This is a genomic window from Pseudoalteromonas aliena, assembly GCF_038155085.1.
Lineage (GTDB): Bacteria > Pseudomonadota > Gammaproteobacteria > Enterobacterales > Alteromonadaceae > Pseudoalteromonas > Pseudoalteromonas aliena_A.
The window spans coordinates 48,543-75,327 of record NZ_JBAKAU010000014.1 but is presented as its reverse complement, the minus strand read 5'-3'; the positions used below and the strand labels follow the sequence as shown (position 1 = coordinate 75,327).

Here is a 26,785-nt window from a genome sequence, read left to right as displayed (position 1 = left end):
GCTTAAAACTGTAACGCTTTTTTTAGCTCTACAATTTGTGGCTCTGTATAAGGCACTGCGGGGTGTTTACCCCAAATTGGCGCAGGCCAAGCAGAATCACTCGTAAAACGTGCAATATGATGAATATGTAATTGCGGCACCATGTTACCTAAAGCCGCTATGTTTAATTTATCTGGTTTAAATACATCCATTAATAATTTACTTAGCCTGGCTGACTCTTTTAAATAAACAATTTGATCATCCTCAGATAAATCAATTATCTCTCTTAAGTTTGCCTGCCTCGGCACTAATACAAACCACGGATACTGGCTATCGTTTAATAAAAGCACTTTACACAGTGGCCAATCGGCAAGCTCTATGCAGTCGCGCTTAAGCTCAGGGGCTAATTTAAATTCAGTATGAGTCATTGCTATGTCCTACTTTGTCTTTGATAATCGCCACTTTATAGCATTTAGTTGCAGTTGCACACGCTTGGCTTTAACATCAAAGCAATATTTATAATAAGCTAAGGCAACCTTGTGCTAAAAAAAATAAAACACCTCTCACTAGCTATACCGTTAATGGTTGGCGCTATTAGTGTTCAAGCAAAACCTTTATCGCTGGAGCGAATTTTTGACGATCCGAGCCTTTCGGGTAAATCGCCTGTACAACTTAAGTTTTCGCCTGACGGCAGCCGTGTAACTTACCTACAAGGCAAAAGCGATGACTACAACCGCTACGATTTATGGGAATACAATCTAAAAGATAACACCAACCGTGTACTAGTTGATTCAGCAAAGTTATTTTCAGGCCCAGAAAACCTATCAGATGAAGAAAAAGCACGCCGCGAACGCCAACGTATTTTTGGTAAAGGTATACTCGAATACAAATGGTCTAAAGATGGCAAAGCACTTTTATTCCCACTCAATGGCGACCTTTATTATTACGATTTAGCCTCAGCTAAAAGTAAAAAGCTAACCGACACTGAAGCATTTGAAACTGATGCACGCTTTTCACCTAAAGGTAACTACGTATCGTTTATTCGAGAGCAAAACCTTTATGCTTTAGAGCTTGAGTCTGGTAAAGAAATTCAGCTTAGTAAAGATGGCGGCGGCGTAATTAAAAACGGCATGGCCGAATTTGTGGCTCAAGAAGAAATGAGCCGCATGACGGGTTACTGGTGGTCAGGTGATGAAACTAAAATTGCCTATACCCGCGTTGACGAAACCCCAGTAAAAGAAGCTATCCGTAACGAAATTTACGCTGATGAAGTTAAATTATTTAACCAACGCTACCCGTTTACAGGCACCGATAACGTAAAAATCCAGCTAGGCGTAGTTAAACTTAACGACCAAAAAGTCGACTGGATTGATTTAGGTAAAGATGAAGACATTTACATCGCACGCGCTAAATGGCTAAAAGACGGCACTACGCTTTCTTATCAGTGGCAAAACCGCTCACAACATAAATTAGAACTGCGTTTTTATAACAGCGAAACAAAAGTCCAAAAAGTAGCATTAACCGAAAACAGCGAAACGTGGATTAACCTACATTTTGACCTTGAGTTTTTAAAAGACAAAAAACATTTTGTATGGGCATCTGAGCGCGACGGTTTTAAACACTTATATCTGTATCGCACAAACGGTCAACTTGTTCGCCAAGTTACCTCTGGTGACTGGGCTGTTGATAGCTTAAAAGGTATTGATGAGAAAAAAGGCATTGTGTACTTTGCTGGTCGAAAAGATACACCGCTTGAAAGCCATTTATACAGCGCGCCTTTATTTAAAAAAGGCGATGCCAAACGTATCACCGAAAAAGGTCAGTACCATAATGTTGTGCTAGCAAAAGACAATAAAACCTTTATCGATAATAGCTCGTCTGATAATAAACCAAACTCAGCAGCGCTTCGTAAAGTAAACGGCGAATTTATTACCTGGCTTGAAGAAAATAAGCTAGATAGCAGTCACCCGCTTACTCCTTATTTAAACGACTTAACAAAACCAGAATACGGCACAATTAAAGCCGAAGATGGCCAAGTTATGCATTACCGTTTATTTAAACCTAGCACCATTGCTGATGGCAAAAAGCATCCTGTTATTGTTAACGTATACGGCGGCCCACATGCTCAACGAGTGACGAATAGCTGGCGCAGTAAGAACTTGTACTTTCAATACATGGCGCAACAAGGTTATGTCATTTTTCAACTAGATAACCGAGGTTCTTACAACCGTGGTAAGAAGTTTGAAGATGCTATTTATAAACACTTAGGTGTGGTTGAGGTTGCCGATCAAATTAAAGGCGTAGAGTTTTTACGTACACTTGACTACGTAGACCCACAACGCATTGGTGTTTATGGCCACAGCTACGGCGGCTACATGGCGCTTATGACTATGTTTAAAGCGGGCGATTACTTTCAAGCCGGCGTATCAGGTGCTCCAGTAACCGATTGGGCTCTATACGATACACATTACACAGAGCGTTATTTAGGTCACCCTGATACAAATGCTAAAGGCTATGAAGACAGCGCAGTATTTCCATATGCAGATGGCTTAAAAGGCCCATTAATGATTTACCATGGAATGGCTGATGACAACGTATTGTTTACGCATTCCACAAAATTGTTTAAACAACTGCAAGATAACGAAAAACAGTTTGAAATGATGACCTACCCAGGCTCTAAGCACAGCCTACGTGGTAAACAAGTGCAAACACACTTACATCAAACAATTACAAACTTCTTTAATCGTCATTTTGATGTAAAATAATACAACAGGTTGAAAAGTAGACTAAAGGCTGATTGATAAATCAGCCTTTTTTTTGTTTTATAGAAACAGCCTAGATTAAACATATTTTTTAACTACGCTTAATAAAGGTATATACAGTACACACATAAGGATAAATAGATGCCAAATCTTCGTAGTTTTAGTATTTTCCAGCGTTTTGCTATTTTAGTTGGAATTGTTATTTTAGGATTAATTATATTAAGTATATCCAGTTTAAATCATCAATATGACGCACTCAAAAATGAACAATATATAAAAACACAAAATGTAGTGGAAACTGCTTACAGTATTATTGAGCACTTTTATAAATTAGAAAAAAATAAAGAATTAACGCAACAACAAGCAAAATTAAACGCTCTTAACGCTATTCGCGATCTTAGATATGACAAAAGCAATTATTTTTGGATAAATGACTATCACCCAAAGATGATAATGCATCCAATTAAGCCTGCTCTAGACGGTAAAAATTTAACAAACAATAAAGACCCAGACGGCAAAGCATTATTTGTAGAAATGGTTAATATCGTTAAACAATCTAAAGAAGGATTTATTCCTTACAAATGGCCAAAACCAGGAAAAGACAAACCAGTTGATAAAATTGCTTTCGTTAAAGGATTTCAGCAATGGCAGTGGATCATTGGCTCTGGCGTTTATCTTGATTCGATTGATGAAGCATTTAGTGCTCAGCGTAATCTTATAGTGTCCAGTGCAATAGTAATGATTGTTGCAGTTATCTTACTAAGTTACTTTATTGGCAAAAGTATTTTAACGCCTACTCGCTTAGCAGCTGATATGATGAAAGATATTTCTCAAGGTGAAGGGGATTTAACCCGCACCTTAAACGAAACAGGGAATGACGAAATTTCCGAGTTATCACATTCTTTTAATTTATTTGTATCTAAAATACGAGAGTCCTTAATCCACGTATCGCATAGTGCTAATGATGTTAATGAGCATGCTCATACTGTCGATGAATCAACTAAAACTAGTCACTCTTTTATTGAGTTACAAAATGACAGTTCAACTCAAGTTGCAGCCGCAATGGAGCAAATGACTCACCAAATACATGATGTAAGCCGTAACGCCGAAGCCGCAGAGCAAGCGGCTAAGGATGCAGCACAAAACGCATCGACGGGAAAAAATGTGGTTGCGCAAACAATTACAGCAATAGAAACGCTCTCAAGCAACATTGAAACAGTCAGCCGTGTAACAGAAGATTTAGCCAACGAAAGCCATAATATAGGCTCTGTGCTTGATGTAATAAGAAGCATATCGGAGCAGACAAACTTGCTGGCATTAAACGCTGCCATTGAGGCTGCTCGCGCAGGAGAGCATGGTCGAGGATTTGCTGTTGTTGCTGATGAAGTAAGAACATTGGCCAGTCGTACAGGGCAAAGTACCGACGAAATTCAAACCATGATCACTAAACTACAAGAAGGTGCAAAAGCCGCAGTAGAAGCAGTTAAATCAAGCCAAGCACTTTCAGTTTCTACCGTAGAACAGGCGTCATCAGCCAATACATCGCTTAATGAAATAGAACGACTTGTTTCAATTATTACCGAAATGAACAGCCAAATAGCACGAGCCACAGAGCAACAAACGCAAGCTGCCGACGAGGTTAATTTGCGTATTAATGAGTTATCTCAATCAACTGAGGAATCATTAAATAATACTAAACAGCTTACCGATGCCAGTGATAATCTTAAGCAAAGTAGCCAAGGACTTTCGAGTGTAGTTAATCGTTTTAAATTAGATTAACCCATATAATTATCATAAAATGCAAAGCCCTGAATTAACAGGGCTTTTTTATAGAGTGTAAGTTTTTAGCTTACAAACAATAACGTGCAAACAAGCTCGTTACTGATGCAGCTGTTGGCTTGCCATGCTGCCAATCACCACCTTCAACACCGCTACCTGCAATATCCATATGCACATAAGGTAAAGGTTGTGCAGAGTCGTTACCATGCTTATCAAGCCCACCAACAATAGCCATAAACGCCATTGGGAACTGATGTCCACGAGCAGTAACGGCAGAAGCTGCGTTATTGCTAGATAAAACATCGTCAGCTAGTGTGCGTGGTTTAATGAAGTCGTAATCTTCACGGCGAGAACGCGATACTTCAGCACCATCAGCCCACAAATCTCCAAGGTCAGCTATTTGACGAGATGTATTAGCGCTGCGTGCAGGTCCGTTTTCTACATAAGCGCCGTAAGGGCCCATTGCACGTGCCGCATGACCCGTTAATGTAGCAACAGTAAACAACGTTGGATTAACCTCTGTTTTAGCTAAATCTTTCATTTCGCTAAGCAAGTCCCCCATTGCTAAGCGCCCTTCTGCATCGGTGTTACCAATACGTACACGGACACCTTCACGACTAGTAATTATTTCATCTGGTACAAAACAATCTGAGCCAATAGAGTTACGAACAACAGCTAAGTACGATACCACTTTAACGCCTTTAGGCTGATAATCAGCAACGGCTTTCATAAAGCCCGCAACAGAAGCTGCGCCGCCTTTATCACGGCTCATACCAGCCATGTAACCGCCTACTTTTAAATCTGCACCGCCTGTATCGTATACAAGGCCCTTACCTACAAACATAAGTGTGCGAGTAATTTCGCCCTCTGGTACATATTCAAGCTTAACAACACGTGGGTGATGGCGCTCAACTGCATACGATGCACGAGCAACTGTACTTAGCATTGGGTAGTTTTTATCAATAGCTGTAATATCATCAATTACGTCAACCGCAATGTTTGAGCCTTTAAACAATTCAACGCAGTAATCAGCAAAACGTGGTGGAGCCATACGCTCAGGTTCAGTACCACAAAGGTCACGCGCTGCATATTGGCCAGCTGCAATTGCATTAACAGCTTTAATCGTTTGCTCACTTGCGCCAACTAAGCCAATTTGTGTAATAGGTTCAATGCTTTCACCGTGATATTCACGCGCTTCTAATGGCTGCCATAAGGCTTGGCAAGCGCCTAAATAAGAAACTTCTAAAGCATGCTGATAACGGCTATCGCCATTTAAATCTGGTAAAAATAATGCAGGGTTAACACTACCCGATGCTTTTGCTTCGTTAATTGCTAATTTAGCAGCATCAAAATAACGACGCACATCGTCGTAATCTCTATTTAACGGACCGGTTGGCACAAGTACAACGCGCTTGTTTTCAATTACTGATAAAGTAACTTGCTTACCGATGCGAGAATCTACGTTTGCTTGAGCTAAAATAGCATCACGTAATGAGTTATTTGGTAACTGAGAAAAGTCATTACTAATAATAATAAGCGCATCATGAGATGTGCATTCAATGCTTGCACTAATCGCTTGAGGGTATGCCATAAATAAGGTCCTGTTAGAAAACATAAGTCCCTATTATCGTCGATTTGAATATTGAAGGCCAGCAAGGAGCGATGAGCTAATCACATAACCTGCCAATAAATGGCAACTTGGGGTTACAGGCTTTACAGCTTAATCGAGAATACTAAGTTGGAAGTTTTGCTCAGGCTCACTTTTAATGCCGACGCCTATGCCAAGTAATCTTACAGGCTGTTGTAACCCCCGCTGGTAGGCCTTAGTAAGTAGTTGAACAAATATTTCTGTGTTTAGCTCGTGATATGCCTGATCGGCTGAGGTCACTACAAAATTTGCAAACTTCACCTTAACACTTAATTTATTAACACGGTTTTGTAACTGCTGTTTATTAAGCCTTAAAACTAATTCGCCTAACAATTTTGGTAGTTCATCTAGGCACTCCTGCAAACTTGTTTTGTTGTACTCGTAGGTATGCTCAACACTCAGCGATTTTCTTATACGATCTGTGGAGACTTTACCAATATACTCACCTGCACATTTTTGATAAAGCGACACACCAAAATTACCTACATGTTGCTGCATCCAGTTAACGCCTTTTTCACGTACATCCTTGCCGGTATATAAGCCTTTTAGGTTTAACTTTTCGAGTGTTACTTTGCCCACTCCTGGAATTTTCCCCAGTGGTAATTGCGCTAAAAAGTCATCGACCTCATCAGGTAAAACGACAAATTGACCATTCGGTTTATTTTCGTCACTAGCAATTTTGGCAATAAATTTAATCGGTGCAATACCAGCTGATGCAGTGAGACCTGTAGTATTGTAAATATCGGCTCTTATTTGCTGTGCAATAAGTGTCGCACTGCCTTTACAAGCGTTGCTGTCTGTTACATCTAGGTAGGCCTCGTCTAAAGAGAGAGGTTCAATTAAGTCGGTGTAGCGGCTAAACACTTCACGTATTTGGTTTGAAGCTTCTTTGTATACGGCCATGCGCCCTGGGACAATAACTAAATCGGGGCATAATTGTTTTGCATGATAGTTCGACATAGCCGATCGTACGCCATACTCTCTAGCTATATAGTTAGCGGTTGAGAGAACGCCTCGTCGGCTATTGCCTCCAATAGCAAGCGGTACACATGCAAGTTTTGGGTTATCTCGCATTTCTACTGCTGCATAAAAGCAATCCATGTCTATATGTATAAACTTTTTCATCACAACAAAACAACTGTTTATATATACAGCCATTATTGTGCAGCCATATTTAATAAGCAAGTATTAATAAAGCTAAGCAACACATTTAAGCGACTTTATTTCTTAAGTTAGTACATTTCAACAATCATATTTCCAGAAAATAGCTGATAAAGTCTGGGGATATTTACTTGAGCTCGTAACATCATGTTGCTAATCTAGGTGCTTTAAAATTAAGGGCAATAAATGATGCAAACGTTTAAAGATCAGTACCCTATTCATACTGACATTACCGTAGCATGGGCTGATATGGATGCACTACAGCACGTGAATAATGTAGTGTATTTACGTTACTTTGAAATAGCCCGTATCGACTTTTTAAACAAAATAAACCTATTCGACACAATAAGTTCAAATGGTGTGGGCCCAGTAATAAGCGAAAATAACGTTCGCTATAAACGCCCAGTAACTTTCCCAGACACACTCACTGTAGGCGTTACAATTACAGATCTTAAAACAGATCGCTTTACCATGAACTACACCGTTTACAGCCATGCACAAAAAGCAGTAACGACTACGGGTTCATCTAAAGTTGTAATGTTTGATTTTACTACTGGGCAAAAAGCCCCAATCTCCGAGCCTCTTTTATCGGCTTTAATCAGCCATGCTCAAAACTAATTTAGTTAAGGAATTTTTATGCAATACAACCCACTAGGTAGCAGTGGCGTAAACGTATCTAGAGTGTGCCTAGGAAGTATGACTTGGGGTAAACAAAATACTCAAAGCGACGCTGATGAACAGATAGCCTATGCATTAGAGCAAGGCGTAAACTTTATTGATACAGCCGAAATGTATGCTGTACCTCCTTCGCCAGAGACCTATGGTAAAACCGAAGAAATTATTGGCAATTGGCTATCGCGGAATCAGCAAAAGCGCAGCGAAGTGGTACTAGCTACAAAAATTGCAGGCAATGGATTATCGTGGGTACGTGATGGCGGCAATATTACTCGTCAAACAGTAATAGAAGCCGTGGATGATTCACTTAAGCGACTTCAAACAGACTACATTGATTTATATCAACTACATTGGCCAAACCGCTCTACCCCGCACTTTGGCAGACAGTGGCCCGGCACTCTTAAATTCACCGACGTAAATACACAAGAGCAGCAAGCTAGTATGCTTGATATTCTAGAAGGCCTTAATGAATGTGTTAATGCAGGTAAAATTAAGCACTGCGGTTTATCTGATGATACGCCATGGGGTATAAGCCAGTTTTTAAGCTTAGCCAAAGAACATAACTTACCGCGTATGGTATCTATTCAAAACGAGTTTAGCTTAGCGCATGCTAAAGACTGGCCGTATTTAATAGAACAATGTGTACACGAAGATATTGCCTACTTACCGTGGTCACCTTTAGCAGCAGGTTTATTAACGGGTAAATACCTAAACGGTGCTCGCCCTGAAGGTTCTCGTTGGACCTTCATGCAGCGCAACGGTATTTTTAGAGATACACCCAATGCAGAGCAAGCCACTAAGCAGTATGTTGAGCTGGCTCATGCAAACAATATCACTCCAGCACAACTAGCCTTAGCATGGTGTAACCAAGTAGATGGCGTAACCTCTTCAATTATTGGGGCAACATCTATAGCCCAATTAAAAGAAGATATTGATGCATTTAACATCACGTTAAACGACGAAATTCTTAGTGAGATTAGCACCATATTTAGAAACTATCCGATGCCTTATTAAGCATCTATCAGTTAAAAGCAGCCCTGCACAAGGCTGCTTTTAACTAAAATATTTGACCCTACTACAACCAACACTATACTTTTATTAAGTTTTCTTAATCCAACGAACACTTATCAATGCTGAAAAACAGATACTATGCATTTTTTTTATTAATTGTATTCAACGCCCACGCCGTTGAGCAAAAAGTACAACCTCTAGAAGAGATCATTTGGCTGCAAAGTTACACGCCCCCTTTTCATATAGCTAAAAGCAAAAGTGCACCACAGGGCGGAATTTGCGATAACCTAACCGAGCAACTCATTAGCACCATAACTGATGTAAAACATACCCGCTTAATTGTTCCTCAGCAGCGTATAAATAAATATTTAAATGAAGGAAAAAATGTATGTTTTCCATGTGTTATTTATAAAAAAAATAATAACCAACAACTTAACTACTCAAATCCAACAACGGTATATCCCCCATTTTCAATTATCACGACTAAAGAGCTAAAACCGCAATTAGAAAAAAAGCACGGCTCGCCTATTCACCTCATTAATTTATTAACCGACCCGCAATATGTATACGGGCAAGCGGCTGCGCGTAAATTTACAACTAAAATTAATACAATTATTGAAAATACAAAACGAGATAAAGAGTCGTCATTAAGTTGGAGTAGCGAAAATGAAAGTAAGGCGGTTATAGCACACTTGAGTCACGGCTTTTTAGACTACTCAATTGATTACCCATTTATGGCTGATTACTTTAATAAACAAGGGAAGTATACGAATATAGAAAGTGTGCCAATTGCAGAAAATGACATTCAATTTATAAGAGGAGCAATAGGCTGTGCGGCTAAAGCTCCTAATAATTTTGCACAGCAAGCGCTTAAAAAAATTAACCGTGCATTAAAAAATAATGTACTCCAATCGCCAGAGTATCAACAAAGTCAGCATAATTGGCTTAAAACCACCTTTACTGACTTTGATAAACACTACCAACAGCAAGTCATTAACTTTTACTTACTTGCCACTGACCCTCAAGCAAACACCGATCATTAGCATAAAGCGCCACAGCAAAAATACTTTTAGCTATTACCTCACCTACGCCCGACGGTGTACCTGTCATTATTACATCACCGTCTTCTAAGCTCATAAATTCACTAATTTCTTGTAAAATTGAGTCAGGGTTGTGCAGCATAAAATGAGTATCACCTCGCTGAGTCACTTCATTATTAATTTTAAGTTCAAAGGTAAAGTGCTTCATAGCATCTGTTAGCGCTACAAAATCAGTTAAAATTACAGAGCCATCGAACGCTTTAGCGCGCTCCCATGGAAGCCCTTTATTTTTTAATTTACTTTGCACAGTACGCTTAGTTAAATCAAGCCCGAGCCCAACACCTACAAATTTTTTATTTTTAACGACAAAACATAGCTCGGTTTCATAATGCAGCGTATCGCCGTTGTGAGCTGCAAATAACGTATTAGTAATTGCGCTATTTGGCTTGTTAAATAAAACCATTTGATCCGGTGTTTCATTATTTAGCTCTGCAATGTGTGCGGTGTAATTGCGTCCAACACACACCACTTTAGTAGGTATTAATTTCTCAGTTCCTAACTTTATTGACTGCATATAATTACATCTCAGTTATGAGCTAATTAGTGTTTCTAACAAGCTTAAGTTAATAGGTTTTAGTAAAACGCGATCTATATTTAAATCTTTGATCTCTTTAGGATCAGGCTCAGCACCACTTACAATAACCAATCTTAACTGGGGGTAACGTTCATTAATTTGCTCTCCTAAATCAACACCTCGACCATCGGGTAAGTGCATATCTAGCAGTACTTTGTTGAATTGTCGGTCATGATTGAGAATTTGTAAACATTGCGCGCAGCTTGAGGCTATAACCGTTTCAACACCCAAACTTTCGAGTAAAAGCTGTGTGATTTGTGCAGCATCATGGTCATCTTCAACAAGTAAAAAGCGTTGTTTTTTCTCTGTTAGCACTTTATCTGACGCAATATTTTTAGCCTGTGGCGCACACTCAGGAGCAATTAAATAATCCTGTAAGCATTGATATAACGCGCTGCTATCTACGGGTTTTGGTATTACATCGTTAAAACCAAGCGCCGCAAGTTCTTCATGAATGCCCTTCATAGTAGCTGCTGTAAGCGCAATAATAGGGCCTTTGTAGCCCATTTTTCTAAGTTCTATTGTGGCTTCTTTACCACCCATTATTGGCATATGAATATCAATAAAAATAATATCATATGGCGCTTTATACGCATCAGCTATACGTACTTTTTCAAGCGCTTGCTGGCCGTGTTCTGCATAATCGACCCGAGCGCCACACGTACTTATCATATGCCCTACCAGCATACGTAAGTCGCGTAAGTCATCAACAACTAACACACGCCCATGTACTTTACAGGGCGCTGATTTACTCTGTAATTGTGGTGCGCTACTAAAATTAAGCGTTTGACGCTCTACTTTACTAATATCACCCGGATAAACCGAAATAGTAAAAGTAGAACCTTTGCCTATTTCTGAATGTAAATCTATACACCCGTGCATTCTATTTAATAGCTCAGCACAAATAGCCAAACCTAAACCTGCGCCCCCAACAGAGCGAGATTCAACATCGGCTATTTGTTCAAAAGGTTTAAAAATAAGTTGTTGTTTATCGGGCGCTATGCCCATCCCTGAGTCTTTAATACTAAAAAATAGCATTTCAGTTTCATCAACCCATTGTGTCCATACTTTTACGACAATCTCACCTTTATCGGTAAATTTAACGGCGTTATTAATTAAGTTAATAAGTATTTGGCGCACGCGTGTTGCATCTAGCTTGGCAACTAAAGGGAGGGGTTTTTGAGATTCAAAACGTAAAGTAAGGCCTTTATCAAGCACTGATACCCGCATTAATGTGTACACATCAGCAAGCATGCTATCTAAATTCACTTCGCTAAGCGTAAGCTCTAACTTATCTGCGGCTATTTTTGATAAATCGAGTACGTCGTTCAACAAACTTAATAAATGTTTACCGTTTCGATAAATAACACCTAACTCGTTTTCGGCTTGGTGGCTAAAGTCACTTTGTAGTAATAATTCGGTGTAACCTAGAATCGAAGAAAGAGGGGTACGTAGTTCATGACTTAAATGAGCTAAAAACCTATCTTTTGAACGGTTTTCAGCCTCTGCTTTTAAACGCTCTACTCGCTCGCCTTCTACATCTTTACGCGCTAACGCGTAACGAATAGCACGCGCAAATCGACTCGAGCTCATTTCAGTTTTTATTAAATAATCTACTGCACCTGCATCGAGTGCGGCAGAGTCTAGCTCATCATTAGATTGCCCAGTTAACATTATGATTGGGCCGCTAAAACCGTTAGCTATCGCTTTTTTTAAAACGCTTAAGCCATTAGATGCGCCTAAGCGATAGTCGAGCAAACAAATATCGTGCTCATTTTTACTCAGCTTTTCAATTGCTTGCTCAGGAGAGCTAATCCATTCTACATTAAACTTATGTGAATCTAATTGTTGTAAATAGTCGCAGGTGAGTATGTAATCATCTTCATCGTCTTCTACTAGCAGCAGCTTAGTCACTTTATCTAACATAGAATCTCCCTTTAATCGTTAAATGTTGATGGTAGCTCTACAAACTCTACCCAGTACTTTCCTAATGTTTTCATTAGATCAACTAAGCCATCAAATGTTACTGGTTTAGTAATATAAGATGCAGCACCTAAGTTATAACCTTTTACCATGTCTTCTTCTTGCTTAGACGTAGTTAAAATTACAACTGGAATACCCTTAAGATTAGGGTTGCCTTTTATAGCTTCAAGCGCTTCTCTGCCGTCCATTCTTGGCATATTTAAATCAAGTAAAATAAGCCCAGGACGAGGCGATGTTGTTTTATCTTCAAACTTACCGCGACGCTCTAAATACTCTAACAACTCAACGCCATCTTCTACAAAATGGAGTTCGTTTAAAACGCGGCTCTCTGCAAGTGCGTCTTGTGTTAGCAAGCGATCATCTTCATCATCGTCTGCCATTAATATGGTGATTGGTTTTACTTTTGAATACGGCATTTACGCCTCTCCTTGCAAAGTGAAAAGCGATGCTTCCACTGGTAATTTTATAGTAAAGGTTGCACCTTCACCTTCTATGCTTTGAGCGTTTATAATACCACCATGACGCTCAACTATACGCCTACATACCGAAAGCCCAATCCCTGTGCCTTTGTACTCTGAGCGCCCATGGAGACGCTGAAAAGGTACAAATATTTTATCTGCATACTCTTGCGAAAAGCCTATGCCATTATCTTTAATCGTTACTACTTGCCATTGAGTATCAACATTTAATTCTTCACTAAACTCATTTACATCCTCATAGGTAATATCAATACGAGGAGTAGTGCCTGCTTTTCTAAATTTAACTGCGTTAGAAAGTAAGTTTAAAAACAGCTGTTGCATCTGGCTTTTATCTGCTTGAATTACGGGTAATTCGTCAACATTTACTTGTGCATTACTCTCTTTAATTGCTATTTCTAAGTCACTTAAAATATCAGTGACCACGCCATTAAGGTCGGTATCATCAAAGTCTTTACCACGTGTCGTAACGCGTGAAAACTCAAGCAAATCGTTGATGAGGTTAGACATGCGCTGCGCTGCATTTTTCATGCGGCCAATGTAATCTATGCCTTTTTCACCTAGCTCATCTTTAAACATAGTTTCTAGACGGTCACTAAATGCCTGAATTTTACGAAGCGGCTCTTGCAAGTCGTGACTCGCTACAAACGCAAACTCTTCAAGCTCACGGTTTGAACGACTCAGCTCGTCAGAATACAAAGTTAACTCTTGAGTACGCTCTGAAACTTTACTCGCTAAAGTTTCGTTTTGCTTTTCAAGATCGGCGCGATATTGCGCAGCATTTCTTAAATTAAGCCTTGTCATTACAAACATACCAATGATAAGTAAAGCACTGGTAATAGCGGTGATAGCAAACGTAATTTTGGCTTCGTTTTTAATCTTCGCAAGTTTAGAAAAGTGGCTAACTTTGAACAATAGCTCTCTGTCTAAAATGTCATTAACTTTGGCACGAATATCTTTATAAAGCTCTCGCCCCTTATGCGTATTTAACAGGTAAATGGCGCGTCGCTCTTTATCATCTAATGCCAAATTAACGGTTTTTTTAAGCTCTTTCATTTTGCTACGTACTAATATTAATAGCTCAGCTATGCGCGGTGCTTGTCCATCAATTTCAGAATGAAGTGATTTAACAAGCTCGGTTTGGGACTCTAATTGAGCAAGCGTGTCGTAATAGGGAGTAAGGTAATCGTCTTCCTCTGTTAATAAATAACCACGCTGGCCCGATTCAGCCTGCACAATAGACAAGTGCAACTTCTCAATCGCCGTAGTGAGCATATTAGTGTTATCTAAGCTTTTTTGTGTTTGGGTTAAGCTTTGTATTGTATTAAGTGCTAAAAATGCATTACCAACAATAATACTTAGCACTACAACAATAAATGCTGCCCAAGTCACATTTGCCTTACCCTGCTGTTTTTGCTTGATCATTTAACGTTAGTTTCCCACATACTAAAACTGGTTATTATTTTCATTATTGAGAGTCAGAAATTTTTTGTAAGCTGTTACTGCAGTCTTGGCAATTAGCAATAATTTTATCTAGCGCCTCGAGTGCTTTTTGCTTTGGCATATCATTTTCAAGCACAAGCTTAATAAGTTCGGCGTTCATTGATATACGATTAAGCGGTGCTCTTGCATCGTGCACTAATTTATTTAACGGCTCTGTTTGTTTTTCTGATGTCATTCTTATCCTTAAACCTACTAACTAAAATTTACGATTATTTGTATTCTCCGATACCGCCATAAGCATTTAAACGGTTATATAGTGTTTTAGTACTAATACCTAACATTTGCGCGGCAAGCGTTTTGTTGCCCTGCACTTTATCGAGCGTTGCATGAATCAGATCTTTTTCAACTTCTTCTATTGTTTGCCCTGCCGACACTTGCTTTTCTTCGGTTTGCGCATTTACGCGTGAAAAAGGTGACTCTAAATTATCGGGTAAAGTGATATCGCTTGTTTGTGGATCGCTCATTATAAATGCGCGGTGTATGGCATGGCGTAGCTCTCGCACGTTACCTGGCCACTCATAACTTTGTAGCTCTTTTAACTGTGCAGCTGTCCAACTAAATGCAGTGCCATTTTCGTCATTTAACTGCTCTAAAAAAGCCCTAGCTAAAAGAGGAACATCTTCTTTACGATCGCGAAGTGGCGGAATATCAATAGGAAATACAGCAAGCCTAAAATAAATATCTTCACGTATTACATTATTTTGCGCCAAATCAGTTAGCGTGCGGTTTGTTGCTGATATAACACGACAATTAGTCGGTATTTCACGGTTGCCACCCACACGCGTTACTTTTTTAGTTTCAAGTACGCGTAATAAATTAGGTTGCATGTCTATAGGCATTTCGGTTACTTCATCTAAAAACAAAGTACCATTGTTCGATTGCTCAAATACGCCTTCTTTGCGTGCTATAGCACCTGTAAATGCACCTTTCTCGTGGCCAAATAGCTCACTACCAATTAGCTCTTTAGAAAGCGCACCACAGTTACTAGCAACTAACGGGCCTTCACATTGGCTCGCGTTATGAATCGCCTGAGCAACCACTTCTTTACCAGCGCCACTTTCGCCCATAAGCATAACGTTAGCATTAGTTTTAGCTACGCGTTCAATCATATTGTAAAGCTGTTGCATTGGCTCAGACTCGCCAATTAAGCCACCAAAGTGACGTGTAATTCCGCTTTGCTTTGCTTTTTTAGGAGCCTTTTTAGGGCCATTCAGTACAAGTTCTAAATCTTCACGTTGTAAGGGCTTTAATAAATGGCCAACATTTGGCTCACACATGTCAGCTAAAATCCCCTTAACTGACGGGTGACCAGATATAAGTGTAATTTTTGGATCTTGCCCAATCATTTTTAAATGATCGAGTAAATGCAAGCCACTGCCATCGGGCAGCATAAAATCAAGCAGCACATGATCAAAGGTATTATTTTCAAACCATTGATGTGCTTCTTTTAAACTTGTTGCAGTATTAATATTGTGGCCGAGGAATTCGACTATGTGGCAAACGACGTCACTAAACTCTATATCGTCATCAACTAAAAGAATGTTTAACATGATAAATCCCTATGCTTTTTTATTATTCTACGCACCCTAACCATTAATTTAAAGGGTAGCTCGAACTTGCTTTCATCAAATTTTAAACTTAGTAATTCAACGATTTATTTTACCAACCTAATATTTACGTTAGCTGAAAAATAACGATCACTAAATCACTAAAAAATTCGAGTCATTAATTAAATAGCCATACTTACATTAAACAGTTTAACAATTGATTACACCGTAATGATATTCAATTTCATTTATAACAGCATTAAATTTTTAATAAAAACAACACCACGGTTAGCCTTAAAAACAGCCAATAAAAGTAAACTTATTATCAATAGTCTAGGTTATATAGCGTGATAGCAACTGTTATCATAAGCTCTACACAAAAGGAGAGAAAATGCGGCTATTAAAAACATTGGTTCATTCTGGTATTAATATTAACCAAGGTAACTCGTTTACCCGTTTAACGGCACGTGCCATTGTTATTAAAAATAATAAAATATTACTTATGTATACTGCACGCTATGAAGATTATAGCCTCCCCGGTGGTGGCGTTGATGAAGGCGAAAGTATTGAGCAAGGCTTAATAAGAGAGCTCAATGAGGAAACCGGTGCTCAAAATATACAAGTAATTAAACCTTTTGGCTTATACGAAGAATATCGCCCTTGGTATAAAGATAACTTTGATATTATTCACATAAAGTCGTACTGCTATGTATGCAATATTGCAGATGAATTTGGTAAAGCTAAATTAGAGCATTACGAGCAGCAAAATGGCATGAGCACTAAGTGGGTTGATATTAACGAAGCCATCGCTCACAACGAACGCACAATTGCCAATAGCGACAAGCAAGGGCTCTCTATTTTACGAGAAACTTTTTTACTTAAGCGAATTGCTTGCGAGCTTCAGTAGCTCAAAAAAATGACAGCTTATGGGTGTTGTAAATTTTGCAGCCCCCAGAATATTTTACTGGATTAACTTTTTAATTTTTATACCTATAATATTAAAGCTCTCTAAAAATTTAAAAATAAAACAAATAAAATCAAAAACTTAAGCGCTTTATTTTAAAAAAATTAAAAGTGGCTTTGCCTTTGCACCCTTACAGACAACTAATTTGTAAGGAGATAGAAATGAGTAACACAGTTAAAACGATTAATCCCGCAACTGAACAAACCATTGAAACCTATACACTGCTTTCTCAAGAAGAGGCAGAACAGGTAATCGAAAAATCTCACGAAACATATTTAAAATGGCGACTAACTTCATTTACTGAACGTGCTGAGTATTTAAATAAACTAGCATCACTTTTTGAAGAGCAAAAAGAAGCAATCGCTAAACTAATGACCGAAGAAATGGGTAAAGTTTACGAGCAAGGTTTTCAAGAAGTAGAGCTATGTGCTGGTATTTGCCGTTATACCGCTGAAAATGGCCCAAAAGTACTCGCTGATGAAGAGCGCGATATGGACGGCGGCCGTGCAATTATCAGCTATCAACCAACGGGCGTTCTATTAGGTATTCAGCCTTGGAATTTCCCGCTTTATCAAGTTATTCGTTACAGCGCAGCTAATATTATGGCCGGTAACACGACCGTACTTAAGCATGCGGGTAATGTTTTTGGCATGGCTGAAAAAATCGATACGCTATTTAAACAAGCGGGCTTCCCAGAGCATTGCTTTAGCAATTTACTTATTGACGGCAAAACAGCAAGCTCACTAATTTCTCACAAAGCGATTAGTGGCGTAACTTTTACAGGTAGTGATGGCACGGGTAAAAAAGTAGCCGAAGAAGCCGGTAAAAATGTGAAGAAAACAGTACTAGAGCTTGGCAGTAACGATGCTTACTTAGTACTCGATGATGCCGACTTAGAGCTTGCCGTTAAAACCTGTGTAACAGGTCGTATGATCAACAACGGTGAGACGTGTGTATCAGCCAAACGATTTGTAGTAGTTGATTCACTTTACGATGACTTTAAAGAACAAATTAAAGCGCAATTTGAAGCCATGAAAATGGGCGACCCAATGGCTGATGACACAGACCTAGGGCCAATGGCTCGTGAAGATTTACGCGACAAAATTCATGACCAAGTAATGCAATCAGTTAAAGCGGGCGCAAATATTGTAACGGGTGGCGAAGTACCTTCGCAAACGGGTTATTACTACCCACCTACTCTGCTAGATAACCTAGCACCTGGCATGCCAGCATACGATGATGAGTTGTTTGGCCCAGTAGCTTCGCTTATTAAAGCTAAAGACAACGACGATGCCATGCGCATCGCTGACGACTCTCGCTATGGTTTAGGCGGTGGCATTTTCTCTAAAGATGAGAAAAAAGCCATTGAACTGGCTAAAAAGTACTTTGACACCGGCATGATCAATATTAACGGTTATGGCCTTGCTCAACCTAACTTACCGTTTGGCGGCGTTAAAGGCAGTGGCTACGGCCGAGAGCACGGCGGTTTTGGTATGCGCGAATTTGTAAATGTTAAAAGCATTATGATCGCCAGCTAATTTAGCTTTAAATACTAATACATTAGAAAACCTAAAAGTGGGTAACCGCTTTTAGGTTTTTTTAACTTTAAAATTAGATTACAGAAGAGCTTAGTCTCTACTAAGTTAAAACCACAAAGTAACTACACAGTAATAACTGTAAATGAGCAGTTTGCTTTTTAATCATTATCAGCATAAAAAAATAATATTATAAATTCAGAGGCACTAATTACAGCTAGCTGCATTATCAGCAAAAACATAATACCTATTCCAGCTTGAGGGTCAGGTTCAATGCCAAAAATGAGAGCTGGCGCTAAAATAATAGTAAATAGTGCAGCTATAATTCTGGTAAGAAAAAGCCGTTTATTTCGGTAGTTATTCGCATTCGCTAAATAATACAAAACTAAATAAGGCAATAGCATAAACGCAAAACCAATCTCAGTTGGCATCCAGTACTTAATAGCAACTGCAACTAAAGATAAAACAGCAAGCGCTCTAACCGGATAATACATTTTTTTATAATTCACATGCTTTCCTTTGCGCACAGTGCTTTATTAGCACCAAATAAAATATTACCGAACAATATAAAAACTTTAACTATGCAATGCAATCTATTTCACTAGACTTAACCTGACAGGTAATAATGAGCGATAACCGGTCATTGAGTTTGGCTAAATATCGTCGTGAATTGATTGGTAAGGCTACTCTTTGCGCATATATTCATGAAAATGAGCGCTGAGCACATATTGGTTAATTTAACTTTATCTAAAAACTCTAGAAAACTTAGTGATAGTAATACCTTAGGTTATTTGCTAAAACTATATAATGCAGAAAAATGAGCGTAGCGTCGGCAGAAATATGCACGATGAGCGCACTATTAAATTGTTAGCTGCAAATCTATCAATCAACTTTTTAAAAGGAATTATTCGATGAAAAAATTATTACTTCTTACCTCTATTTTGAGTTTCAATGGTTTTGTTTATGCTCAAGACTACAAAATCACTTCAGAAATCACAGAAGCGAATCAAATTATTGGTTCTCCAGTTTTAGTTGTAAAAGAAGGTAAAACCGCGACCCTTCAAGTGGGTGAGCAGTATAAGTTTAGTGTAAACGTAAAACCAGAAGGTGATTCACAAGTATTACTCGACTTGACCTCTAAACAAGGAGAATTCGAAAGAAGTACTCATGTAGTTTTTGATTTAGATAAAAAACTACAATTAAAACTTGGTGAACAATCATTCAAGTTTATTATCAACAAAGTAAGCAGCTAACAAGAACATCAAACGGACAAAAAACAGTTGGTTGTTTTCACTTCGCTCAACATTTTAACCAACTATTTTATTGCCGCTTATGTTGGCGTTACCACTGTTTGCAATTGGCACTCTCCTGCCACTCGACAACATAAATAATGATTATAACTGACAAGGTATTTTACTGTGTCGGATGGCGCTTCGCTTATCCGACCTACACAAGCTAATAACTACGACTCTTTCTCAAACCTTGGTACTTTTCGTTTATCGGCTTTGCTCATAGCAAGCTCTTGTATCTCTTCTTGCTTAAGCTCGTCTGATTTATCTTCTAATGAATGCTGATTAGCATTTTCAAACACCAGCTCGGTAAGCAGTGCAAAGTGGTCTGAGCCATACTTAGCAAGGCGCTTTATACGTTTTACTTTAAAACCTTGGCTGTGAAATAAATGATCGAGCGGCCAGCGCATAAAAAAGTAACTCGCATGAAAGGTGTTATAAAAGCCGCGACCTTTTCGAGGGTCTAAAAAGCCACTTATTTGCATAAACAAACGGGTGCTACGCGACCATGCTACGTCGTTTAAATCACCGGCAACTATAGTAGGTCGTGAAGGGTTTTTAAGTGCTTTAGCCACCATTATTAGCTCTGAATCGCGCGGGCGCGATGAGTCTTCCTCTGTTGGGCTTGGTGGTGCGGGGTGAATAAAGTGCCCTTGCATTTGCAGGCCTTCATCATTTTCGAACAATATATGAATTGAAGGAATATCATCTTCAATTAACTCACATATTTGTGCATCGAGTATCTTAAACTTGCTGTATAAGTGCATGCCGTAGCGGTTGTCTTTAGGGCATTCTATAAAGTATGGGTAATGCTTTTTAAGTACCGATAACTTATTTTCCCACCAGCTATCGCTTTCTAGTGTTATTAATAAATCAGGCTGGTGTTTATTAACCAGTGAAATAAGTTGCTCGCTATTGTGGTTTGACATAAGCACATTAGCGGACATTATTCTTACACTGTGATCTTCGCTTACTGACGCCGTTTTAACTTCTTTTTTGGCAAGCCAAGTGTAAGGAAAAATCCATTTACCTTGCAGTGCCATAATGACGATTGACGTTAAAGCCGTCAGCAAATATCCAGTGTAGCTACTTTGCCATAATAAAAAGAACGATACTAAAGCGACAAAGCTAGCGATATAGAAAACTTGTAAACGAACAAAGTCACAGCTACGAACTAAATAATGCTGACTGTATGACATAGGTAACAAAGTCACGAGTAAAAAAAAGCCAATAATTAAAGCCACCGCTACAAACATAATAATATCCTTTTAAAGTTAACTTAACGGCTTAAAATAGAAAGTATTTCTCGAGTATCTCGCACCATATGAATAATGGTGTGGTCAAATTTTATACGTACTGTACCATTATCTTTAGAGCGTTCAATCACTCTTCCTCGCTTGTATATATCACGATCTAAATAATCGCCACGATAATAACGTTTACTTAAGCCCGGTGGTATCCACCCTGCACGGATTAACTTTTTTTCCTCTTTTTTAGAAAGGTGATTATCGTCATAGTGCTTATTTGAATAATGCTTATTATGGCTGTGCTTATAACCATGCTTTTCTTTATGTGGTTTTGCATCAGCGCTCATTGAAAATAAAGCAAATGCGATTAAAGCGGTATAAATAGGTGCTTTCATACATAATCTCTCGTGTAGTTAATAACTAAAGATTAACAAACACGGCTGAACATTGTATGAAACAACGATTTTAAAACTAGCGATGCTTATATTGGGTTTTACAATGGCTGCGCATTATTGAAGGATCACGAAGTTTTAAATGTTTTGTTGCACGCCCTGCATGGCGTTTACGCCATACTTTAAAACTTCCTTTTGAAATATTTTCGCGCATAAATACCACCAGCTGCGGGTATTTAAGCCCGTACAACTGCTCTATTGCCTCGTATGGTGTTCTATCTTCCCACGCCATTTCAATAATGCGCGATTGCTGCTCTGCGTTAAACATGTGGCTCTCACAAATTCATTTTATACGCGATATAAAAATACATAGATCAACACAATTAAAGGCAATTAATCTGTATAATAAGCGTTCAGGTTCTATACTTATAAAAAATTTTGGATTTGTGTTTATGCGCGCAATATTTCTGTTTTTAGCTTTAACTTTACCTCCGCTATTATTTGCAGCGCCAAGTAAAACCCTGCGCTGCGTAACAACTCACTACCCGCCTTTTACTATATTTGATGAGAAAAGCGATACGTTCACAGGTTTAGATATTGAATATTTAACCTTTATTGAACGTAATTTAAATATTAAAATTGACGTAGTTCATCTGCCATGGGCGCGCGTTAAAAAAGAAATGGCACTGGGTTACTACGACTGCTATTTCTCTTTGGCCAATACAGAGGAGCGAGCAAAGTATTTAGATTTTACAAGCGTGCCCTTGCATACTACTAAGTATGGTTTATTTACTTTAAACAAAGATAAATTCCTCACTGACGATTTATCAAATACCCCAATAGCAGTGCTACGCGGTGTTGTTTTGCCTGAGGTTATTGCTAAAAAGTATAACCTTGATGAGAATAATCTGCTTCGTTCACTTTCAACTAAAGACACTTTTGAGCTGCTAGAAAAAAAACGCGTTGAATACGCAATAACTAACTATCAAGCAGGTTTGTGGTACTCAAAGGAATATAAAAATATATACGCTAGGCAGTTCAATGAGTTTGCGTTTCCTACTTACATTGCTTTTAAGCGTGGTGTAATAGATACAAAATTAGTTGATGAGCAAATAAAGCGTTTTAAAGCACAAACTCAATAATTAACACTGCACACGTTAAGAGATAACCAATGTTTACAAAACTACCAAAGTGGGTTGAATATGGCGCGTTTACGCTCGCATTTATAGCGGGCATAGTAAACGCTGTAGGCTTATTAGGATTTGAACACCAGGCTATTTCGCACTTATCAGGCTCTGTTACCTTGTTAGGTATTAAATTAATGAGCAGTATTTCAGCTGCTTTACTGTTATTGAGCATACTAATAAGCTTTATGCTGGGGTCTGCACTTTCTGGTTTTTTACTTGCAGGGCGTTCATTAAAACTCGGCCGCCATTACGACACGCTCTTATTTATTGAAGGCACTTTACTATTAGCAAGTGCCTACCTACTTAATCAATCCTATGTTTATGGCATTACGCTCGCATCTGCTGCATGTGGATTACAAAACGCGTTAGCCACTAATTACAGTGGTGCAGTAATTCGAACCACACATTTGACGGGTATTTTTACTGACCTTGGTTTAATGATAGGAAAAGCCCTTAAAGGTGAGCAATTTGATACCCGTAAAGGCGTTATGTTTTTACTCATTATTACAGGCTTTTTATTGGGAGGTATAACTGGCTTTGTTTTATTTGAGCATTACTTAGTGCTGGCTTTGGTGTTTCCTGCTGTGGCTTGTTTTGTTTTATCAATTACGTATCGGGTTTATAGGTTACGTACACTTTAACGCAACAAGTTTAAATGCACATTAAAACCACATATTATAGAGACAATGTAATTTAGATTACTTTCAAGGAATGTATGAAACCTTATTTTTTGCCGCTGATATTACCCTTTAGCCACACTGCGTTTGCCGATAATCAAAACAACGATGTAATAGAAACCATAACAACTACGGCATCCCGTATTGAAGCGCTATCGACCCCACTCCCTTTATCAATAAGCACACTAACGCAAGCACAGCTAAATAGCATTGCGACTACCCATATTGAAGAAGCCCTGCAACGTATAGCGGGTGCTAATATTCAACGCGGAAATGGCCAAGAATATTTACCTGCACTGCGCTCGCCGGTACTTTCGGGCGCTGGCGCTTGTGGTGGCATATTAACCTTAGAAGATGGCATACCACTTAGAGCCGCTGGGTTTTGTAACATAAATGAGCTATTTGAGGCGCACAGCGAAATGGCGCAGCGCATTGAAGTGCTAAAAGGCCCTGGCTCTGCACTTTATGGCTCAAACGCTGTACATGGTGTTATTAATGTAATAACGCCCGACACCACACAAGGCGGTGGCTTAGTAGGCTTAGATTATGGCTCATACGGTTATGCTCGCTACAAATTACGCGCAGGACAAGATTACGGCAACAGTGGTATAGGCATTAACGCAAGTGTTACCGACGATAGCGGTTACCGCGATGACGAAAGCGTAGAGCAACAAAAAGTAAATATTCGCCATCGCTATTCAAATAATAACTTATTACTGACCTCAGGCCTTACTTACACAAATTTAGATCAGCAAACGGCTGGATTTATTACAGGCTTTGAAAGCTATAAAAACGAAGACCTCGCGCAAAAAAACTTTGACCCTGACGCATTTAGAAAAGCACGTGCATTTAGAGCGTGGAGCAACGCGACATGGCAATTAAATAACGATGATGTGCTCTCTACTACGGTTTATTTTCGCGACCAAAGCATGGACTTTTTTAAGCACTTTTTGCCCGGCACACCGCTTGAAAAAAACAGTCAAACAGGCTTTGGCGTACAATCGCTTTATCAACATAATTTACAAAGTAATATAAAAATAAACCTAGGGCTTGATGGAGAATACACGCAAGCCGACTTTATTCAAAGCCAAACCGAGCCAACGCAAGGCTCTGCATTTTTAGTTGCTACAGTGCCACAAGGTAAGCATTACGATTACGATGTAAACGCCACGCTTTATGCTCCTTTTGCATCGTTTGATTGGCAATTAAATAAATGGTTACTTACCGCAGGTGTGCGCTACGAGCATATGCAGTACGACTACACCAATAATATGCTAGCAGGTAGAACAAAAGACGATGGCACAGAATGTGGCTTTGGTGGCTGTAGATACAGCCGCCCAGCGAGTGCTAAAAATAGCTTTAGTAACTTATCGCCAAAGCTTGGATTGAGTTATCAGTACAATACAAATAACACACTTTATGCGAATTTTTCTCGCGGTTACCGAGCACCACAAGCGGCTGAGCTATACCAATTACAACGCGAGCAAACCACTGCAAATTTAAGTGCCGAAATAGCGAATAACGCAGAGCTGGGTATTAAAGGGATTTACGAACAACTACGTTATGGTGTGTCACTTTACGCTATGAGTAAACACAATACGATTTACCGCGATAGCGACTTTTTTACGGTCAATAATGGCAGCTCTCGCCATCGTGGTATTGAGCTTGAGCTTGACTACCAGCTCACTAAGTCGCTTGCACTTAACTTTGCAGGCACTCACGCAAAGCATACTTATACTAACAACCAAATACTTAACGGTTTAAATATAAACGGCAACGACATAGATACCGCGCCGCGTAATATTGCTAATCTCGATTTAACATGGCAGGCATTAAACAACGCGCAATTTGCTTTGCAGTGGCACCGTGTTGGTAACTACTACACCGACCCAGAAAACTTAAATAAATACCAAGGGCATGATGTTTTAAGCCTACGCGCACAGTGGCAAGTTACTAGCAATCTTGAGCTACTTGCTCGTATTATTAACTTAACCGACGAAGCTTATGCGGAGCGCGCCGATTACACCAGTTTCACCGGCGACAGGTACTTCCCGGGTAGGCCTCGTAACGCGATGCTTTCGGCAACTTACACGTGGTAGTACTTATTTAAAGACTAGGGTCTGTTGAACTTTCAAGGTTGAATTTGCAGCATTCTGTTTGGTATTTAGGCAAGGCAGAGCCTATGTAGTGTGGTTATTCCCCATAAATAGGCGATAACGTAGCATTAATACCAAACAGGCGCTGCCCAAAGGGTTCTGCCTAGGGGCTATTTACTTTTTGTTGCCTACATGGATGTAGGTAAGGGGCGTGAGCAGGACGCGGAAGCTTTGCTCGGTTTTTACTCAGCCCACTAGGTTACAAATCTCGCGCGCGGTTAAATAGCTCCTAGTTTGAACAAATTTTAATCCGCAAAGATCAACAGACCCTAAGCTAATTTAACTGATTTAAATCGCTCATGTATTTCATGGGCGACTTTTTCATTACCTTTTTAAACATAGTAATAAATGCACTCACCGACTCATACCCTAATAACTCCGACACCTGCTGCACACTTTGCTTATCTGAAAGCGCTTTTAACGCTGTAATTATATGCAATTGCGTACGCCATTTTCCAAATGTCATACCGGTTTCTTTTTTTATTAACCTCGCTAATGTGCGCTCAGTTAATGCAAACTGCTTAGCCCATTGTGGTAGTGTTTTTCGGTTATTTGGCATATTTATAAGTTGATCGCTCATGGTTTGAATTACCTCGTTTTTAGATAATACAAAATCCAGTGGTTGTACGGGCATTTCAATAAGTTGATCAAATAACACCTGCGCTAAACGTGCTGTTTTACTATTTAAAGTATAATGCTGATTATGCCCAGCCAACTCGCACATTAGCTCTTTAACCAGCGGCGTAATAGCTAACGTACAGGTATTTAACGGCATACCGCTTTTACTGCTATCAATAAATAAATGACAAAGCTGCGCGTTATCAGACGCCCTATTACTATGCACTTTTTGTGCTGGGATCCAAATTGCGCTATGCGTAGGCACCATCCACATTTTTGCCGACACTTCACACGTTACGTAACCATGTAGCGCTAAAATTAATTGCCCTTTTGGATGGGTATGTAGTGGTATTTCGTGACTTGCATGGGCGTGCTCTATTTTGGCTATTATGGGCTGCGCCATAGTTTCAAAATTTTTAATGTCGTCCCAACCAATTGCATCAAACATAGTTTTGTCTGTTTTTAGTGATTTAATGTCATTATCTCTAAATTATAGTTTTTGCTAAGCCTTTATACTAGCGC

At 39.2% G+C, this 26,785-nt stretch carries 25 protein-coding genes; 11 read left to right on the top strand and 14 right to left on the bottom strand.

What is annotated here, in order from left to right; translation table 11 throughout:
• Positions 1-2: 2 nt before the first annotated feature.
• Positions 3-407, bottom strand: a complete 405-nt coding sequence (locus V6260_RS13740; RefSeq protein ID WP_341594706.1) for an HIT domain-containing protein — start codon at positions 405-407, stop codon at positions 3-5.
• A 111-nt stretch (positions 408-518) separates the two neighbouring features.
• Between V6260_RS13740 and V6260_RS13735 the strand changes: the two genes are divergently transcribed.
• Together V6260_RS13735 and V6260_RS13730 are read left to right on the top strand one after the other, a co-directional pair.
• The gene (locus V6260_RS13735; protein WP_341594705.1) at positions 519-2,744 is read left to right on the top strand and encodes a S9 family peptidase; all 2,226 of its coding nucleotides are present in this window, start codon (positions 519-521) and stop codon (positions 2,742-2,744) included.
• A 138-nt stretch (positions 2,745-2,882) separates the two neighbouring features.
• A complete protein-coding gene (locus V6260_RS13730) occupies positions 2,883-4,520 on the top strand; it encodes a methyl-accepting chemotaxis protein (protein WP_341594704.1) in 1,638 nt (545 codons plus the stop codon).
• 70 nt (positions 4,521-4,590) lie between these two features.
• Here V6260_RS13730 and V6260_RS13725 read toward each other — a convergent pair whose 3' ends face one another.
• Together V6260_RS13725 and dinB are read right to left on the bottom strand one after the other, a co-directional pair.
• Positions 4,591-6,111, bottom strand: coding sequence for a leucyl aminopeptidase family protein (locus tag V6260_RS13725; RefSeq protein ID WP_341594703.1), 1,521 nt, complete (start codon positions 6,109-6,111; stop codon positions 4,591-4,593).
• 129 nt (positions 6,112-6,240) lie between these two features.
• Positions 6,241-7,293 (bottom strand): DNA polymerase IV, encoded by a 1,053-nt coding sequence (dinB, locus tag V6260_RS13720; protein ID WP_341594733.1) that lies wholly within the window; start codon positions 7,291-7,293, stop codon positions 6,241-6,243.
• 225 nt (positions 7,294-7,518) lie between these two features.
• Here dinB and V6260_RS13715 point away from each other — a divergent pair, with 225 nt between their 5' ends.
• The 3 genes from V6260_RS13715 (at position 7,519) to V6260_RS13705 (ending at position 10,058) form a co-directional block, all read left to right on the top strand.
• A complete protein-coding gene (locus V6260_RS13715) occupies positions 7,519-7,947 on the top strand; it encodes a thioesterase family protein (protein ID WP_341594732.1) in 429 nt (142 codons plus the stop codon).
• An 18-nt stretch (positions 7,948-7,965) separates the two neighbouring features.
• Positions 7,966-9,018, top strand: a complete 1,053-nt coding sequence (locus V6260_RS13710) for an aldo/keto reductase (protein ID WP_341594702.1) — start codon at positions 7,966-7,968, stop codon at positions 9,016-9,018.
• A 116-nt stretch (positions 9,019-9,134) separates the two neighbouring features.
• Positions 9,135-10,058 carry an ABC transporter substrate-binding protein gene (locus V6260_RS13705; RefSeq protein WP_341594701.1) on the top strand — a complete coding sequence of 308 codons (924 nt, stop codon included), beginning with the start codon at positions 9,135-9,137 and terminating at the stop codon, positions 10,056-10,058.
• Here V6260_RS13705 and V6260_RS13700 read toward each other — a convergent pair.
• The 6 genes from V6260_RS13700 to V6260_RS13675 are packed head-to-tail and all read right to left on the bottom strand — an operon-like array spanning position 10,009 to position 16,201.
• The gene (locus V6260_RS13700; protein ID WP_341594700.1) at positions 10,009-10,629 is read right to left on the bottom strand and encodes a fumarylacetoacetate hydrolase family protein; all 621 of its coding nucleotides are present in this window, start codon (positions 10,627-10,629) and stop codon (positions 10,009-10,011) included. The genes V6260_RS13705 and V6260_RS13700 overlap by 50 nt on opposite strands.
• A gap of 15 nt (positions 10,630-10,644) precedes the next feature.
• Positions 10,645-12,615: an ATP-binding response regulator gene (locus V6260_RS13695; RefSeq protein WP_341594699.1), complete on the bottom strand. Its 1,971-nt coding sequence runs from the start codon at positions 12,613-12,615 to the stop codon at positions 10,645-10,647.
• A gap of 11 nt (positions 12,616-12,626) precedes the next feature.
• Complete coding sequence (locus V6260_RS13690) at positions 12,627-13,088, bottom strand: response regulator (protein ID WP_341594698.1); 462 nt, start codon at positions 13,086-13,088, stop codon at positions 12,627-12,629.
• Positions 13,089-14,573 (bottom strand): sensor histidine kinase, encoded by a 1,485-nt coding sequence (locus V6260_RS13685; RefSeq protein ID WP_341594697.1) that lies wholly within the window; start codon positions 14,571-14,573, stop codon positions 13,089-13,091. It abuts the gene before it with no gap.
• A 43-nt stretch (positions 14,574-14,616) separates the two neighbouring features.
• On the bottom strand, positions 14,617-14,826 hold the full coding sequence (locus tag V6260_RS13680; RefSeq protein WP_058548035.1) for a histidine kinase: 210 nt from the start codon (positions 14,824-14,826) through the stop codon (positions 14,617-14,619).
• 34 nt (positions 14,827-14,860) lie between these two features.
• Positions 14,861-16,201 carry a sigma-54 dependent transcriptional regulator gene (locus tag V6260_RS13675; RefSeq protein WP_341594696.1) on the bottom strand — a complete coding sequence of 447 codons (1,341 nt, stop codon included), beginning with the start codon at positions 16,199-16,201 and terminating at the stop codon, positions 14,861-14,863.
• 388 nt (positions 16,202-16,589) lie between these two features.
• Between V6260_RS13675 and V6260_RS13670 the strand changes: the two genes are divergently transcribed.
• On the top strand, positions 16,590-17,105 hold the full coding sequence (locus V6260_RS13670; protein ID WP_341594695.1) for an NUDIX hydrolase: 516 nt from the start codon (positions 16,590-16,592) through the stop codon (positions 17,103-17,105).
• 218 nt (positions 17,106-17,323) lie between these two features.
• The gene (locus V6260_RS13665; protein WP_341594694.1) at positions 17,324-18,700 is read left to right on the top strand and encodes an NAD-dependent succinate-semialdehyde dehydrogenase; all 1,377 of its coding nucleotides are present in this window, start codon (positions 17,324-17,326) and stop codon (positions 18,698-18,700) included.
• A gap of 158 nt (positions 18,701-18,858) precedes the next feature.
• On the opposite strand, the gene V6260_RS13660 is transcribed toward V6260_RS13665, so the two are convergent.
• Positions 18,859-19,206, bottom strand: a complete 348-nt coding sequence (locus V6260_RS13660; protein WP_341594693.1) for a hypothetical protein — start codon at positions 19,204-19,206, stop codon at positions 18,859-18,861.
• Positions 19,207-19,608: 402 nt separating this feature from the next.
• Here V6260_RS13660 and V6260_RS13655 point away from each other — a divergent pair, with 402 nt between their 5' ends.
• The gene (locus V6260_RS13655) at positions 19,609-19,950 is read left to right on the top strand and encodes a hypothetical protein (RefSeq protein ID WP_341594692.1); all 342 of its coding nucleotides are present in this window, start codon (positions 19,609-19,611) and stop codon (positions 19,948-19,950) included.
• A 209-nt stretch (positions 19,951-20,159) separates the two neighbouring features.
• Here the strand turns inward: V6260_RS13655 and V6260_RS13650 are convergent, their stop codons facing one another.
• The 3 genes from V6260_RS13650 to V6260_RS13640 form a co-directional block, all read right to left on the bottom strand.
• The gene (locus V6260_RS13650; protein WP_341594691.1) at positions 20,160-21,242 is read right to left on the bottom strand and encodes an endonuclease/exonuclease/phosphatase family protein; all 1,083 of its coding nucleotides are present in this window, start codon (positions 21,240-21,242) and stop codon (positions 20,160-20,162) included.
• 23 nt (positions 21,243-21,265) lie between these two features.
• Complete coding sequence (locus V6260_RS13645; RefSeq protein ID WP_341594690.1) at positions 21,266-21,628, bottom strand: hypothetical protein; 363 nt, start codon at positions 21,626-21,628, stop codon at positions 21,266-21,268.
• Between the two features lie 76 nt (positions 21,629-21,704).
• Entirely contained in the window at positions 21,705-21,953 is a 249-nt protein-coding gene (locus V6260_RS13640; protein WP_341594689.1) for a TIGR03643 family protein, read from the bottom strand.
• Positions 21,954-22,077: 124 nt separating this feature from the next.
• Between V6260_RS13640 and V6260_RS13635 the strand changes: the two genes are divergently transcribed.
• The 3 genes from V6260_RS13635 (at position 22,078) to V6260_RS13625 (ending at position 25,588) form a co-directional block, all read left to right on the top strand.
• On the top strand, positions 22,078-22,767 hold the full coding sequence (locus V6260_RS13635; RefSeq protein ID WP_341594688.1) for a substrate-binding periplasmic protein: 690 nt from the start codon (positions 22,078-22,080) through the stop codon (positions 22,765-22,767).
• A 29-nt stretch (positions 22,768-22,796) separates the two neighbouring features.
• Positions 22,797-23,453 carry a YoaK family protein gene (locus tag V6260_RS13630; RefSeq protein WP_341594687.1) on the top strand — a complete coding sequence of 219 codons (657 nt, stop codon included), beginning with the start codon at positions 22,797-22,799 and terminating at the stop codon, positions 23,451-23,453.
• Positions 23,454-23,527: 74 nt separating this feature from the next.
• Entirely contained in the window at positions 23,528-25,588 is a 2,061-nt protein-coding gene (locus V6260_RS13625) for a TonB-dependent receptor (RefSeq protein ID WP_341594686.1), read from the top strand.
• Positions 25,589-25,919: 331 nt separating this feature from the next.
• Here V6260_RS13625 and V6260_RS13620 read toward each other — a convergent pair whose 3' ends face one another.
• Positions 25,920-26,711 (bottom strand): helix-turn-helix transcriptional regulator, encoded by a 792-nt coding sequence (locus V6260_RS13620; protein ID WP_341594685.1) that lies wholly within the window; start codon positions 26,709-26,711, stop codon positions 25,920-25,922.
• Positions 26,712-26,785: the final 74 nt, after the last annotated feature.